This is a genomic window from Paraburkholderia phosphatilytica (assembly GCF_003443895.1).
GTDB lineage: Bacteria > Pseudomonadota > Gammaproteobacteria > Burkholderiales > Burkholderiaceae > Paraburkholderia > Paraburkholderia phosphatilytica.
Genome location: NZ_QQOA01000017.1, coordinates 79,255 through 92,635, shown reverse-complemented (window position 1 = coordinate 92,635; position 13,381 = coordinate 79,255). Strand labels below are relative to the sequence as shown.

The 13,381-nt window shown below is 64.4% G+C and carries 16 protein-coding genes; 6 read left to right on the top strand and 10 right to left on the bottom strand.

The window, feature by feature from the left end; genetic code table 11:
* Positions 1–20 precede the first annotated feature (20 nt).
* The 3 genes from DVS29_RS19360 (at position 21) to DVS29_RS19350 (ending at position 1,036) form a co-directional block, all read left to right on the top strand.
* Positions 21–263, top strand: coding sequence for a hypothetical protein (locus DVS29_RS19360; protein ID WP_118182102.1), 243 nt, complete (start codon positions 21–23; stop codon positions 261–263).
* 330 nt (positions 264–593) lie between these two features.
* Complete coding sequence (locus tag DVS29_RS19355; protein ID WP_118182101.1) at positions 594–821, top strand: hypothetical protein; 228 nt, start codon at positions 594–596, stop codon at positions 819–821.
* 2 nt (positions 822–823) lie between these two features.
* Positions 824–1,036, top strand: coding sequence for a hypothetical protein (locus DVS29_RS19350; RefSeq protein ID WP_118182100.1), 213 nt, complete (start codon positions 824–826; stop codon positions 1,034–1,036).
* Positions 1,037–1,190: 154 nt separating this feature from the next.
* On the opposite strand, the gene DVS29_RS19345 is transcribed toward DVS29_RS19350, so the two are convergent.
* The 10 genes from DVS29_RS19345 to upp form a co-directional block, all read right to left on the bottom strand.
* Positions 1,191–2,069, bottom strand: a complete 879-nt coding sequence (locus DVS29_RS19345; protein ID WP_118182099.1) for a hypothetical protein — start codon at positions 2,067–2,069, stop codon at positions 1,191–1,193.
* A 248-nt stretch (positions 2,070–2,317) separates the two neighbouring features.
* Complete coding sequence (rng, locus tag DVS29_RS19340; RefSeq protein ID WP_118182098.1) at positions 2,318–3,787, bottom strand: ribonuclease G; 1,470 nt, start codon at positions 3,785–3,787, stop codon at positions 2,318–2,320.
* 9 nt (positions 3,788–3,796) lie between these two features.
* Complete coding sequence (locus DVS29_RS19335; RefSeq protein WP_118182097.1) at positions 3,797–4,426, bottom strand: Maf family protein; 630 nt, start codon at positions 4,424–4,426, stop codon at positions 3,797–3,799.
* A 170-nt stretch (positions 4,427–4,596) separates the two neighbouring features.
* Positions 4,597–5,067 carry a 23S rRNA (pseudouridine(1915)-N(3))-methyltransferase RlmH gene (rlmH, locus tag DVS29_RS19330; RefSeq protein WP_118182096.1) on the bottom strand — a complete coding sequence of 157 codons (471 nt, stop codon included), beginning with the start codon at positions 5,065–5,067 and terminating at the stop codon, positions 4,597–4,599.
* Positions 5,068–5,164: 97 nt separating this feature from the next.
* The gene (rsfS, locus tag DVS29_RS19325) at positions 5,165–5,626 is read right to left on the bottom strand and encodes a ribosome silencing factor (RefSeq protein ID WP_118182095.1); all 462 of its coding nucleotides are present in this window, start codon (positions 5,624–5,626) and stop codon (positions 5,165–5,167) included.
* A gap of 3 nt (positions 5,627–5,629) precedes the next feature.
* Positions 5,630–6,331, bottom strand: coding sequence for a nicotinate-nucleotide adenylyltransferase (locus DVS29_RS19320; protein ID WP_240655695.1), 702 nt, complete (start codon positions 6,329–6,331; stop codon positions 5,630–5,632).
* Between the two features lie 55 nt (positions 6,332–6,386).
* On the bottom strand, positions 6,387–7,310 hold the full coding sequence (gene hemF / locus DVS29_RS19315) for an oxygen-dependent coproporphyrinogen oxidase (RefSeq protein ID WP_118182093.1): 924 nt from the start codon (positions 7,308–7,310) through the stop codon (positions 6,387–6,389).
* A 207-nt stretch (positions 7,311–7,517) separates the two neighbouring features.
* Positions 7,518–8,795 carry a phosphoribosylamine--glycine ligase gene (gene purD / locus DVS29_RS19310; protein WP_118182092.1) on the bottom strand — a complete coding sequence of 426 codons (1,278 nt, stop codon included), beginning with the start codon at positions 8,793–8,795 and terminating at the stop codon, positions 7,518–7,520.
* A 114-nt stretch (positions 8,796–8,909) separates the two neighbouring features.
* On the bottom strand, positions 8,910–9,638 hold the full coding sequence (locus DVS29_RS19305; RefSeq protein ID WP_118182091.1) for a YebC/PmpR family DNA-binding transcriptional regulator: 729 nt from the start codon (positions 9,636–9,638) through the stop codon (positions 8,910–8,912).
* A gap of 269 nt (positions 9,639–9,907) precedes the next feature.
* The gene (gene upp / locus DVS29_RS19300; protein WP_118182090.1) at positions 9,908–10,561 is read right to left on the bottom strand and encodes a uracil phosphoribosyltransferase; all 654 of its coding nucleotides are present in this window, start codon (positions 10,559–10,561) and stop codon (positions 9,908–9,910) included.
* 198 nt (positions 10,562–10,759) lie between these two features.
* Here upp and DVS29_RS19295 point away from each other — a divergent pair, with 198 nt between their 5' ends.
* The 3 genes from DVS29_RS19295 (at position 10,760) to DVS29_RS19285 (ending at position 13,069) form a co-directional block, all read left to right on the top strand.
* Positions 10,760–11,539 (top strand): SDR family oxidoreductase, encoded by a 780-nt coding sequence (locus DVS29_RS19295; protein WP_118182089.1) that lies wholly within the window; start codon positions 10,760–10,762, stop codon positions 11,537–11,539.
* 70 nt (positions 11,540–11,609) lie between these two features.
* Positions 11,610–11,999: a methylglyoxal synthase gene (locus DVS29_RS19290; protein WP_118182088.1), complete on the top strand. Its 390-nt coding sequence runs from the start codon at positions 11,610–11,612 to the stop codon at positions 11,997–11,999.
* 95 nt (positions 12,000–12,094) lie between these two features.
* The gene (locus DVS29_RS19285; RefSeq protein ID WP_118182157.1) at positions 12,095–13,069 is read left to right on the top strand and encodes a quinone oxidoreductase family protein; all 975 of its coding nucleotides are present in this window, start codon (positions 12,095–12,097) and stop codon (positions 13,067–13,069) included.
* Positions 13,070–13,381: the final 312 nt, after the last annotated feature.

Below are 13,381 nucleotides of genomic sequence, written 5' to 3'. Positions count from 1 at the left end.
AGACGCCGGAGGACCAAGCGATGCCCGTCACATGGTTTTATGTCCCCGCGCTGCGGGCGATCGACTTCGTCACTGACATTTCGATGTGGTCGGCGGCGAAGCACATCGACGCGCATCCGGTGATCGCCGATCGGGGATCGGACAGAGATCCATCCGTGACCCCGTATGCAGCCTTCGTCGACGAGCGGTTCTTCAGGCGATACCCGCAGTGGCGTGAGTTCGCGAAAGATCGCCCGACGCTGGCGAGCGGTCTGGACCAGTAGTGCCAAACCTGCTCCGGCGGGTTTTCGTTTGCACGGCTGCCGCCCTTCCCCCCTCTTCCCGCATAGGGCTAAATACTGTACATTCATACAGTATTTAGCCCTATCTCCATCCAGTCCTCTGCGGGTACCGATCATCACTGCCGCGACTGCGAGCACTACGGCGGTCTGGCGTGGGGTGGTCCGCGCACCGCGTGTGAGCGGGATCCCGGGCGTCCCAGCGTTCAGGCGATTCCTGAGCGCGGCCGTGCGTTCTGGGTACGTCCGATCGGCGCCGATGATGAGTCGGCGCGAACCGCGCACGAGCTGGCGTGGCTGACAGACGGAGGCACCATGAAGCCTGCAGAGTTCATCATCAATGCCCAGCGCGAGTCGAAGCTTGTCGACGCGCTTTACCTTGCGCGCTACGTGCTCACGACTCACAACGGTCTGCGGGTGCAGTGCGAGGAAGACGAGTGGCCGCTCGATTTCGAAGTCGAACTACGGAAGATCGACGCCGCCCTTCAGATGGCCGGTATCGACACGACGAAGCCGATGCAGGCGCCACGACGCGGACAATGACAATGGACGATCTCCGACAGCGGCTCCACGAAGTCGAACGGGCCGTCGCGGCGCTCAGTGAAGTGATCTCAGTCCGACGTGAGTACGTGTTGCTGCTTCAGCGCCTCGGGTCATGCGATCGCGAGCTGGTCGGCCTCGAAGCACTCACGAAGGCGCTGATGCGGCTGCAGGCTCAACGCGACGGCTTGGCAGTGATCATCGCATGCGGCGGATGAAGGCACACAGCGACATGCTCCGCGGGCTACTGCTGATGCAATCGATTGTTCTTCGCAAGATGGATGGCGCATGAGCTTCAGCGCGAGGCGCGGTAAGCTTTGTAGGTTGACGATCCTGCGCGGGCCTTATTGTCAAGGCCGATTATCAAGCCCCCTAGTTTTTGCTAGAGTTCAATTTCTGTAGAAATTCCGCGCTTTTATCCTTCAGGCCATTCAAGTAGATTTGCACAGCTGGCTTCCACTCGTCTGCTACCTCGAATGATACCGCGTTATCGAATGAAAATTTTTCGGTGCCTTCAATCATAATTCCGGCTGCACGAAGTGCGCCGTACACAATAGTAAATGCCCCTGATAGTACAAGGCGACCATTTCCGGTGAAATCTTCGGGCTTCTTTGTGAGCAGGGAGGCGAAGTGTTCAATATGTTTGGTGAATTTTATGCCTTCGGATTTTCCGATGGATAGTAGAAAAATCATACTGCATTTCGCCGCTTCGGATCGGAATAGAATGCTCAAATCTTGAAGTCTCGTCTCCTTCGTATTAGCGCTTTCCGACTTTCCTGCTTCATCCGTTTTGTCATCCAGACTTGCGGTTGCTGGCAATTTATCACGAAACAAAGACTGCAGGCTGTCGAAGTTTGAGAGCTTTAAACTTACGCTGCTTACGTCGGACTTGAGCGTAAGCAGATCTTCTGAAATTTGCTTCGAAGTTGTCATGTTTTCATGGAGACTTCGATTTGTAATGGCTAAACTTTCGCCGACCATCTCCAGTCGACCAAGTTGACCCATTAGTGTGGCGTTAAAATCGGTTTGTGACGTACCCTGCCAGAATGTATAGAGGATAGCGACAACTGCTAGAACGATAGAGATCAGCGTTGCTCCAAACTCGACTTCGGTGACGACGTTCCGAACTTCAGACCAGTCGTATATTGCCGAGTAGAAAAAATGCAACAGTATAAATTCGGCAAGTAAAAGGAGTGCGCACGTTGTCGCTCGCAACTTATATTTTTTCTCTTTAATTTTTTCTATAGTCATCTCAATCCCCGAAGAAGATACCTGAGCAGCCTAACTCGCCTTGCGTCCGTGTTGTCCGTCAAGACACCGTCGCAGCGGTGCGGAGTCGGATGATGTTATGACAGCGGCATCCGCCGGTTGGCACAGTTATAGCTCGCCCGCGTGCAGCGCTTTTAAATGACAGTGCATTCGGGTAGCTGGATGGGTAGCCAGCGCGAATATTTTGTGAAAAATTTAGTTAAGTATTTGATATTTAAAGATATTCAAAGTTACATCAGCACAATATCGTACTGCTCCTGACTCAGGTTCGACTCCACCTGCAGCGAAACCGGCTTGCCGATGAAGTCGATCAGCATCGCGAGATGCTGCGACTCTTCTTCGAGGAACAGATCGATCACCTGCTGCGAGGCGACCACACGGAATTCGCGCGGATTGAACTGCCGCGACTCGCGCAGAATTTCGCGCAGCACGTCGTAGCACACCGTGCGCGACGTTTTCACCTGGCCTTTGCCCTGGCAAACCGGGCAGGGCTCGCACAGCACGTGCGCGAGCGATTCGCGGGTACGCTTGCGCGTCATCTCGACGAGACCCAGCTGCGAGAACCCGTTCACCGTGACGCGCGTGCGGTCTTTCGACAACGCCTTCTTCAGCTCGCCGAGTACCTGGTCGCGATGCTCGATGTTTTCCATATCGATGAAGTCGATGATGATCACGCCGCCCAGATTGCGTAGCCGCAACTGTCGCGCGATCGTATGCGCGGCTTCGAGGTTGGTCTTGAAGATCGTATCGTCGAAGTTGCGCGCGCCCACGTAGCCGCCGGTGTTGACGTCGATCGTCGTCATTGCCTCGGTCTGGTCGATCACGAGATAGCCGCCGGATTTCAGATCGACACGCCGCGACAGCGCACGCTGGATCTCCGTCTCGATGTTGTACAGGTCGAAGAGCGGACGCTCGCCGGTGTAGTGGTGCAGCTTGGACGACACCGCCGGCGTGAACTCGGCGGCGAAGTCCGTCAGCATCTGGAACGTTTCGCGCGAGTCGACCTGAATGCGCGTCGTCTCGTCGTTGACGAAATCGCGCAGCACGCGCTGCGCAAGGTTCAGGTCCTGGTAGAGCAGGCTCGTCGGCGGCATCCGCTGGCCCTGCGCGATGATCGTTTGCCAGGTTTTGCGCAGGTACGCGACGTCGGCGGCGAGTTCCTCGCTCGTCGCATCTTCCGCGATGGTGCGCACGATGTAGCCGCCTTTCTCGTCGGCGGGCAGCACCGACGTGAGCCGCGCGCGCACCGCTTCGCGCTCGGCCTCGCTCTCGATCTTCTGCGAGATGCCGATGTGCGGTTCCTGCGGCAGATACACCAGCGTGCGGCCGGCGATGCTGACTTGCGTAGACAGCCGCGCGCCCTTGGTGCCGATCGGATCCTTGACGACCTGCACCATCAGCGCCTGACCTTCGAACACGATCTTTTCGATCGGCTGGTGATGCACCGGCTGCTGCGCCTCGCCCGCGATGCGCGGGTGCCAGATGTCCGCTACATGCAGGAACGCGGCGCGCTCGAGGCCGATATCGATGAACGCGGATTGCATGCCCGGCAGCACGCGCACCACCTTGCCGAGATACACGTTGCCGACGCGCCCCCGCGACAACGTCCGTTCGACATGAAGCTCCTGGACGGCACCCTGCTGGACCAGCGCGACGCGCGTTTCCTGCGGCGTAACATTGATCAGGATTTCTTCGTTCATGATGTTGTTCTAGAAGTCGATGCGCGCGGCACGCAGGAGCGCCGCGGTTTCGTAAAGCGGCAAACCCATGATACCCGAATAGGACCCGTCGATCCGTTCGACGAATTCCGCCGCGCGCCCCTGAATCCCATATGCACCGGCCTTGCCGAGCGGCTCGCCGCTCGCCACGTAGCGGGCGAGCGCGTCCTGCGAAACCGCCGCGAACACGACCCGCGACGACGACAGCGCCGGCTGCAGCAGCGTGCCGTCCGCATCGACGACGGCGATCGCGGTGAGCACCTCGTGCTCGCGGCCGGCAAGCCGCGTCAGCATCGCCAGCGCATCGGCGGGGTCGGCCGGTTTGCCGAGGATCGCATCGTCGATCGTCACCGTTGTATCGGCAACCAGCACGGGCGCAACCATGTGGGCGCCCGCGACGAGCCGCGCGCGCGCCGCTTCGGCCTTCGCGACGCACACCCGCATCACGTAGTGGTGCGCGCGTTCGCCGGGCAATTCCGCTTCGAGCGCTTCGGCGTCCTCGTCGGGCCGCGGCAGCAGCAGCTCGTAACGCACGCCGAGCTGGCGCAGCAGTTCCTGGCGGCGCGGACTCTGGGACGCGAGGTAGACGAATGGATGCGGTGCAGCAAACGGCGCGGGCATGGAGGATCTCGTTGAAGTCGGTCGGACGATGACGGCAAGCGTACAGGATGCGCGACCGCGATGCGGCGATCGGGCGCAGAGCTTGTGCGGGTATGGGGCGGTGTGCGCTGGCGTGCTGGCGAGTCGAAACCGATCGGCGCTTCAGCCGTGTTCAGCAGGATTCGGCGTCGTCACGCGCGATGGTACGGATGATTCTGCGTGATCGTCCACGCGCGATACAGCTGCTCGGCGAGCAGCACGCGCACCATCGCATGCGGCAGCGTCAGGCTGGACAGCCGCAGCAGCAGATCGGCGCGCGACTTCAGCGCGGGATCGAGCCCATCCGCGCCGCCGATCAGGAACGCGACATCGCGCCCATCCTGCTGCCAGGCGGGCAGCGCTTCCGCGAGCTGCATCGTGGTCCAGTCCTTGCCGCGCTCATCCAGCGCGACGATGCGCGCGTTCTTCGGCAGCGCCGCTTCGATCTTCACGCGTTCCGCGGCCATCACGCCTTCGGCCGGCCGGTTGGCCGCGCGCTGTTCGGGCTTGAGCTCGCGCAGTTCGATGCGCAGCTCGGGCGGCAAGCGCTTCGCGTATTCGTCGAAGCCTTCGGCGATCCAGTCGGGCATCTTGTGGCCCACGGCGACGATGTGCAGTTTCATCGTGGTGTCCGTGCTGCTTGTGTCACTCGTGCGTCATGAGCAGGCACGGCAGCGTGCGACGCGCTTCGCGGCGCACGCGCGCCGCGCGTCAGACACATCAACGGCGCCGCGCCGGCGCCTTGCGGGCCGGACGTGCGACAGGCGCGTCGCCGGCGTCGTCTTCGTCTTCATCCTCGGCGGAGGCCAGCACGCGCGCGCCGCCGAACGGGCTCGGATTCGCGAGCTTGATCCGCACTGGCTTGTCGCCCCAGATTTCCTCGAGGTTGTAGTACTGGCGCAGCGCCGGCTGCAGGATGTGCACGACCGCGTCGCCGCAGTCCACCAGCACCCATTCGCCGATGTCGTCGCCTTCGACGCTGATGATGTCGCCGCCTGCTTCCTTGACCTTCTCGCGCACATTCGACGCGAGCGAACGCGTCTGCCGGTTCGACGTGCCGCTCGCGACGATCACGCGATCGAACAACTCGGTCAGATGGCTGGTGTTGAACACCCTGATGTCCTGCGCCTTCACGTCTTCGAGGGCGTCGACGATGGTGCGCTGCAGTTTGCGAATATCCATGGTTTAACGATGGTACAGATGATGTTGAAGAATGTAGTGCCACACAGCGGAGGGCACGTGTCCGGCCGCGGCGTCGTCTTCGGCGTGCGCGATCGCCGATTCTCCCGCCGCGGCCTGCGCCGCGAGGCGCTCGCGCAGATGCGTGCGGATGTCGGTGGCGGACACGTCCTCGGCGAGCGTCGTATCGATCAGCAGATGGCCCGCGGGCGTGGCCTGCAGCACGCTGGCCGGCGCCGCGCGCGCGGCGATTTCCTGGGCGACCGCCGCGGGCACCGACTCCAGCTCGAAGCCGGGCCGCGTCCCCACGCACACATGCGCGAACGCGAACAGCTGCCGCCAGTCGCGCCACGTGTCGAGCCGCACCAGCTGGTCCGCGCCGATCAGGAGCGCCAGCGACACGTCGCCGCCTTCGCGTTCGCGCCAGCGGCGCAGCGTCTCGACGGTGTAGGTCGGACCGTCGTGCTCGATCTCGTCGGTGGCGACACGCACCGTGGCGTGCGGCAGCGTGAGCGAGCGCGCGGCGGTGCGCGTCATCGCGAGCCGGTGCTCCGCCGGCGACACATCGGTCTTCTGCCACGGCTGGCCGGCCGGCAGCAGCACCAGCTCGGTCAGGTTCAGCACTTCGGCGAAGCGCCGCGCGAGCGCGAGATGCCCGTCGTGGATCGGGTCGAAGGTTCCGCCGAGCAGGCCGATCCGGCGGGGCAGCGGGGCGGGGGCGGCGTTCGCGTTCAGAACGGGGTTCCTTTGTGATCGGATGACGTCAGATCCAGTCGCGCGGCTTCAGAAAGTCGCTGTAGAGCTGCGCTTCGGGCGTGCCGTCCTCCGGCGTCCAGTTGTAGCGCCAGCTGGCCGTGGGCGGCATCGACATCAGGATCGATTCCGTGCGGCCGCCGCTTTGCAGCCCGAACAGTGTGCCACGGTCGTAGACGAGGTTGAATTCGACATAGCGGCCGCGCCGGTACGCCTGGAACTCGCGCTCGGCGCGCGCGAACGGCTGGTCGCAGCGCTTCTCGATGATCGGCATGTACGCAGTGAGGAACGCGTCCCCGACGCTTTTGACCATCTCGAACGAGCGCTCGAAGCCGGGCTCGGAGAAGTCGTCGAAGAAGATCCCGCCGACGCCGCGCGTCTCGTTGCGATGCTTGAGGAAGAAGTACTCGTCGCACCAGCGCTTGAAGCTTGGGTACAGGTCCGCGCCGAACGGCTGCAGCGCGTCGCGGCACACCTGGTGGAAATGCCGAGCGTCGTCTTCGTAACCGTAGTACGGCGTGAGATCCATGCCGCCGCCGAACCAGAACACCGGCGCTTCGTCCGGCTTCGTCGCGATCAGCAGACGCACGTTCATGTGTACGGTCGGGCAGTGCGGATTGTGCGGATGCAGCACCAGCGACACACCCATCGCCTCGAAGCCGCGCCCTGCAAGCTGCGGGCGCGCCGCGCTCGCGGAGCCGGGCAGCGTATCGCCCGCGACGTCGGAGAAACCGATGCCCGCGCGCTCGAAGAACTGGCCGCCTTCGAGGATGCGGGTGCAGCCGCCGCCGCGCAGCTTGTCCCCGGGCGGGCGCTGCCACGAGTCAGTGGCGAACGGGGTGCCGTCGAAGCCGCCGAGCGTATCGGCGATGCGGGTTTGCAGGCCTTGCAGCCAGCTGCGCACGGCTTGCGTGTCGTTGCTCGAATCGGTCATGAATCTCGGTGCCCGAGCCGGCCGCCGCGTCGCGCGGGGCCGCCAGGCTGCTGCATCAATGTGAAAGGGTGGGGGATAGTATCGCCCGAATGCCGGGCGATAGTCTGCCCGGGCTTTTGCGCTGTTGTTTTGCCGACGATACCGTCGGGTCAGCCAGCGGCCACGCGTGGCGCAACCTGCAACCCCCGCAACCCGTGCCGCCCGCGCTCAGCCGTGCTTGCGGTTCACCGCGCGAAAGCCGATGTCGCGCCGGTATTGCATGCCGTCGAACGAGATATGGTTGATCGTCTCGTACGCGACCGACTGCGCGCTGCGCACCGAATCCGCCAGCCCGACGACGCACAGCACGCGTCCGCCGGACGTGGTCAGCCGGTCGTCGGTGAGCGTGGTGCCCGCATGGAACGTGACCGCGTCGCCGGTTTCGGGCGGCACGCCGCTGATCAGGTCGCCCTTGCGCGGCGCGTCCGGATAGTTGTGCGCGGCGAGCACGACGCCCAGCGCCGTGCGCCGGTCCCACTCGAGCTCGACGGTATCCAGCGTGCCCGCGATCGCCTGTTCGACCACTTTCGAGAAATCGCCCTTCAGACGCGCCATGATCGGCTGTGTCTCGGGGTCGCCCATCCGGCAGTTGAATTCGAGCGTCTTTGGATTGCCGTGCGCGTCGATCATCAGACCGGCATACAGGAAGCCGGTGAAACGGATGCCTTCCTTCTCCATGCCGCGCACCGTCGGCAGGATGATTTCGCGCATCACGCGCGCATGCAGCTGCGGCGTGACGATCGGCGCGGGCGAATAGGCGCCCATGCCGCCGGTGTTCGGGCCATGGTCTTCGTCGAGCAGACGCTTGTGGTCCTGGCTCGACGCGAGCGGCAGCACGTTGATACCGTCGACCATCACGATGAAGCTCGCTTCCTCGCCGGCGAGGAATTCCTCGATCACCACGCGCGCGCCGGCATCGCCGAGCTTGTTGTCGGACAGCATCATGTCCACCGCGTGGTGCGCCTCTTCGAGCGTGGTGGCCACTACCACGCCCTTGCCGGCGGCGAGGCCGTCGGCCTTGATCACGATCGGCGCGCCTTTCGAATCGATGTACGCGTGCGCGGAGGCGACGTCGGCGAAGGTCTCGTATTCGGCAGTGGGAATCGCGTGGCGCTTCATGAAGGCCTTCGCGAAATCCTTCGAGCTCTCGAGCTGCGCCGCTTCCTTCGACGGCCCGAAAATCTTCAGGCCGCGCGAACGGAACAGATTGACGATGCCGGCCGCGAGCGGCTGTTCCGGTCCGACGAGCGTGAGCGCGATCTGTTCTTTCTCGACGAAATCGGCGAGCTCGTTGAGGTCGGTGATGGCGAGATTGCGCAGACGCACGTCCTGCGCGGTGCCGCCATTGCCCGGCGCGACGTAGACGAGCTGCACGCGCGGCGACTGCGCAAGTTTCCAGGCCAGCGCGTGTTCGCGGCCGCCGGAGCCGACGACGAGTAACTTCATGTGATTCCCCGAAGACTAAAAAACTGGAACGGCCCGCCCACTAAGGCCGACCGTGAACGGCCGCCCCTTGAAGCCGACCGTGAACTGCTCGCCGCGACCGGCTCCGTTTGCAGCTTACGCCTCGTCGATGACGGCGTTCGTGAAGACTTCCTGCACGTCGTCGAGATTCTCGAGCGCGTCGAGCAGCTTCTGCATTTTCGCCGCGTCGTCGCCGGTGAACTCGACTTCCGTCTGCGGCTTCATCGTGACTTCCGCGACCTCGGCCTTGAAGCCCGCGGCTTCGAGCGCGCCCTTCACTTTCGGGAAGTCGTTCGCGGGGCAGATGACCTCAATGCTGCCGTCCTCGTTCGTGACGACGTCTTCGGCGCCCGCTTCGAGCGCGGCGTCCATCAGCTTGTCTTCCGCGGTGCCCGGCGCGAACACGAACTGGCCGACGTGATCGAACATGAACGACACGGAGCCGTCCGTGCCCATGTTGCCGCCGAACTTCGAGAATGCGTGACGCACTTCCGCGACGGTACGCGTGCGGTTGTCGGTCATTGTGTCGACGATGATCGCCGCGCCGCCGATGCCGTAGCCTTCGTAGCGGATTTCCTCGTAGTTCGCGCCGTCGACGCCGCCCACGCCGCGCTGGATCGCGCGGTTGATGTTGTCCTTCGGCATGTTGGCGTCGTACGCCTTGTCGACCGCGAGCCGCAGACGCGGGTTCGAGTCGATGTCACCGCCGCCCATGCGTGCCGCGACCTGGATTTCCTTGATGAGGCGTGTCCAGACCTTGCCGCGCTTCGCATCGGCTGCCGCTTTCTTGTGCTTGATGTTGGCCCATTTCGAATGACCCGCCATACCTTTCTCCGTGGCATGCGCCCGAGGGCGCACGCAGTGTGCCGTTGTCGTTGCGACGCTGTGGGGACCGCGCGCGGAATGTGGAAGACGAGCCTTGCGGCCGCCTCGCGACGGGCCCGAACCAGCGACGGACAGACCGAGATTTTATCACGCCGGCGCCCCGCGGAAGCCGCCGTGGCGGCGCGCAAAGCGCTCGTCAAGCGCTCGTGAAGCGGGAGAGAAGGAGCAGACGGGCGCCGCCGAATGGGGCAACCCGGCGACAACCCGGCTCAGTTCCGGGTGCCGAACAGGCGGTCGCCGGCGTCGCCGAGGCCGGGCACAATGTACGCGTGGTCGTTCAGGTGCGAATCGAGCGACGCGACGAAGAGCTTCACGTCCGGATGTGCGTCGTGGAACACCTTGACGCCTTCGGGTGCGGCGACGAGCGCGAGGAACATGATGTTTTCGCCTGCCACCTTGCGGCGCTTCAGCACGTCCACCGCGTGGACCGCCGAGTAGCCGGTCGCGACCATCGGATCGCACAGGATGAACGTACGTTCGGCGAGATCGGGCGGCAGGCGGACGAGGTATTCGACCGGGCGGTGGTCTTCCGCGCGGTACACGCCGATGTGACCGACGCGGGCAGACGGAATCAGCTCGAGCAGACCGTCCGACATACCGACGCCCGCGCGCAGCACCGGCACGATCGCGAGCTTCTTGCCGGCGATCACCGGTGCGTCCATGTCGACCAGCGGCGTGGTGACGCGGCGGGTCGTCATCGGCAGGTTGCGGGTGATCTCGTAGCCCATCAGCAGCGTGATTTCGCGCAGCAGATCGCGGAACGTGCGGGTCGACGTGTCCTTGTCGCGCATGTGCGTCAGCTTGTGCTGGATCAGCGGATGGTCGAGGATGAAGAGATTGGGGAAGCGGCTGTCCTGGGTCATGGCTGGGGCACGAGGCGTCGGGCGTTGAGGAGGGAGCACGCGGGGCTGGCCGCATGCGTCACGTTCGCAAGTTTACCCAAACTCGCGCGCGGCCAGGACGCCGCGACGGCAGATCGCGGAACGCGACGCGGCAGCCCGGCAGGGATTCTTCTAGAATCGGGGGCTGAACCAGCACGACAGCACACAGAGGACGACGATATGGACATGGGCATCTCAGGACGGACCGCGCTGGTTTGCGCCGCGAGCAAAGGGCTCGGGCGGGGCTGCGCGGAAGCGCTCGCCGCGGAAGGCGTGAACCTGACGATCTGCGCGCGCACCGCCGAAACGCTCGAAGCGACGGCAGCCGGAATTCGCGCGAAGACGGGCGTCGAGGTCAAGACGGTGGCGTGCGACATCACCACGCCCGAGGGCCGCGCGGCCGCGCTTGCCGCGTGTCCGCAGCCAGACATTCTGGTGAACAACGCGGGCGGGCCGCCGCCGGGCGACTTCCGCCAGTTCACGCACGACGACTGGATCCGCGCGCTCGAGGCGAACATGCTGACGCCGATCGAGCTGATCCGCGCGACGGTGGACGGGATGATCGGCCGTGGCTTCGGCCGGATCGTCAACATCACGAGTTCGGCGGTAAAGGCGCCGATCGACGTGCTCGGGCTGTCGAACGGCGCCCGCTCCGGGCTGACCGGCTTCGTCGCGGGGCTGGCGCGCAAGGTCGCGCCGCAAGGCGTGACGATCAACAACCTGCTGCCCGGCATCTTCGATACCGACCGCATCGTCGCGACCGTGACCGCGCAGGCGAAGGCGCAGAACGTGTCGCTCGACGAGGCCCGCGCGCGCCGCATGAAGTCGATTCCGGCGGGGCGCTTCGGCCAGCCCGACGAATTCGGCCGCGCGTGCGCGTTTCTTTGCAGCGTGCACGCCGGCTACATCACCGGACAGAACCTGCTGATCGACGGCGGCACCTATCCAGGCACGTTCTAGGCGCATACGTGCCACGCCAACCCGCACGCAGTACAGCGAATCACCCAACCCGCACCAGGAGTTTCGCGTCATGACCACTCGCGTTGCGCTGATCGCGCACGACCACAAGAAAGACGACATCGTGAAGCTGGCCGGCGAATACGTCGACACGCTGCGGCATTGCGACATCGTCGCGACCGGCACGACCGGCTCGCGCATCGCGAGCGCGCATGGCCTCACGGTCGAACGGATGCTGTCGGGGCCGCACGGCGGCGACCTGCAGATCGGCGCGCAACTCGCGGAGGGCCGGGTCGACATTGTGATCTTCCTGCGCGATCCGATGACGCCGCAGCCGCACGAACCGGACATCAACGCGCTCGTGCGCGCGTGCGACGTGCACAACATCCCGTGCGCGACGAACATCTCCACCGCGCGGATGATTCTCGACGCGCTGACGCGCCGGCAGTCGCAGCAGACGTGACGACACCGGGCCTGGTTGCCCGAGGTCCCACAAGCACGAACGCAGGCAATCATGCAACATTGGCAACCGGACAGGACAAGAAACAAGGAGGCGTCGTGAGCAAAGCAATCCGCTTCGAAAAGACAGGTGGCCCGGACGTGATGCAGTGGGTCGACGTCGAGGTCGGCGAACCCGGCGAGAACGAGATCCGTCTCAGGCAGACGGCGGTCGGGCTGAACTACATCGACGTGTATTTCCGCACTGGCCTCTATCCGCTGCCGCTGCCCGGCGGGCTTGGAATGGAAGCCGCCGGCGAGGTGACCGCGCTCGGCGCGGGCGTGACGAGCCTGAAGCTCGGCGACCGCGTGGCCTACGTCGCGCGGCCGCCCGGCGCGTATGCGCAGGAGCGCGTGCTGCCGGCGGCCGCCGTCGTGAAGCTGCCCGATGGGATCAGCGACGAGCAGGCTGCTTCGGCGATGCTGCAAGGGCTCACGGCGCAGTACCTGCTGCGCCGCACGTATCGCGTGAAGCCGGGCGACACGATCCTGATCCAGGCGGCCGCGGGCGGTGTCGGTCTGCTGGTCTGCCAGTGGGCGAAGGCGCTCGGCGCGACGGTGATCGGCACGGTCGGTTCCGACGAAAAAGCCGAGATGGCGCGCGCACACGGCTGCGATCACGCGATCGTCTACACCCGCGAGAACTTCACGAAGCGGGTGAAGGAAATCACCAACGGCGCAGGCGTGCCGGTCGTCTACGATTCGATCGGCAAGGACACCTTCACCGCATCGCTCGACTGCCTCGCGCCGCTTGGCCTCTTCGTGAGCTTCGGCAATGCGTCCGGCCCGTTGCCGCCGATCGATTCTTCGGAGTTTGCCGGACGCGGCTCGCTGTTCTTCACGCGCCCGACGCTCTTCACCTACATGGCGAAGCGCAGCGATTACGAAGCGATGTCGGCGGAACTGTTCGACGTGATCGCGTCGGGCAAGGTCAAGACCAGCATCAACCAGCGCTATCCGCTGGCGGAAGTGGGCAAGGCGCACGCGGCGCTCGAAAGCCGCGGCACGACGGGCTCGACCATTCTGCTGCCCTGAACGCCCCGCAGCGCGCGCGGGGAACCTTTGCCGTTCCTCGCGCATCCGTCCTATAACTTCCGGTCGACTGATCTCGCGATCGTTTCCTCGGCATAGTGAGTCCCGTATCCGGCCCGCTCGACACACGAGCAACGGCTCGGCGGGTTCGCCATGAATTGAGGAATGCGATCGAGTGAACAAGCTCACCCACCACCATCCCACCGGCGGAACGTTCACCGCACGTCCGCGGTGCCCCGTGCAGTCCGGCCTGCGCGGGCCGGTGATCAGACGCTATCGATCGGCAGGCTTTCCGGCGTCGGTTCGAGCGGCTCG

Bases quoted from the DNA above. Each gene is read 5' to 3' on its own strand.
- rsfS (WP_118182095.1), bottom strand. From the start codon at position 5,626: ATGGATATTCGCAAACTGCAGCGCACCATCGTCGACGCCCTCGAAGAC.
- DVS29_RS19290 (WP_118182088.1), top strand. From the start codon at position 11,610: ATGACCACTCGCGTTGCGCTGATCGCGCACGACCACAAGAAAGACGAC.
- DVS29_RS19295 (WP_118182089.1), top strand. From the start codon at position 10,760: ATGGACATGGGCATCTCAGGACGGACCGCGCTGGTTTGCGCCGCGAGC.
- rng (WP_118182098.1), bottom strand. From the start codon at position 3,787: ATGAACGAAGAAATCCTGATCAATGTTACGCCGCAGGAAACGCGCGTC.
- DVS29_RS19360 (WP_118182102.1), top strand. From the start codon at position 21: ATGCCCGTCACATGGTTTTATGTCCCCGCGCTGCGGGCGATCGACTTC.
- purD (WP_118182092.1), bottom strand. From the start codon at position 8,795: ATGAAGTTACTCGTCGTCGGCTCCGGCGGCCGCGAACACGCGCTGGCC.
- DVS29_RS19350 (WP_118182100.1), top strand. From the start codon at position 824: ATGGACGATCTCCGACAGCGGCTCCACGAAGTCGAACGGGCCGTCGCG.
- upp (WP_118182090.1), bottom strand. From the start codon at position 10,561: ATGACCCAGGACAGCCGCTTCCCCAATCTCTTCATCCTCGACCATCCG.
- DVS29_RS19355 (WP_118182101.1), top strand. From the start codon at position 594: ATGAAGCCTGCAGAGTTCATCATCAATGCCCAGCGCGAGTCGAAGCTT.
- hemF (WP_118182093.1), bottom strand. From the start codon at position 7,310: ATGACCGATTCGAGCAACGACACGCAAGCCGTGCGCAGCTGGCTGCAA.
- DVS29_RS19305 (WP_118182091.1), bottom strand. From the start codon at position 9,638: ATGGCGGGTCATTCGAAATGGGCCAACATCAAGCACAAGAAAGCGGCA.
- DVS29_RS19335 (WP_118182097.1), bottom strand. From the start codon at position 4,426: ATGCCCGCGCCGTTTGCTGCACCGCATCCATTCGTCTACCTCGCGTCC.
- DVS29_RS19345 (WP_118182099.1), bottom strand. From the start codon at position 2,069: ATGACTATAGAAAAAATTAAAGAGAAAAAATATAAGTTGCGAGCGACA.
- rlmH (WP_118182096.1), bottom strand. From the start codon at position 5,067: ATGAAACTGCACATCGTCGCCGTGGGCCACAAGATGCCCGACTGGATC.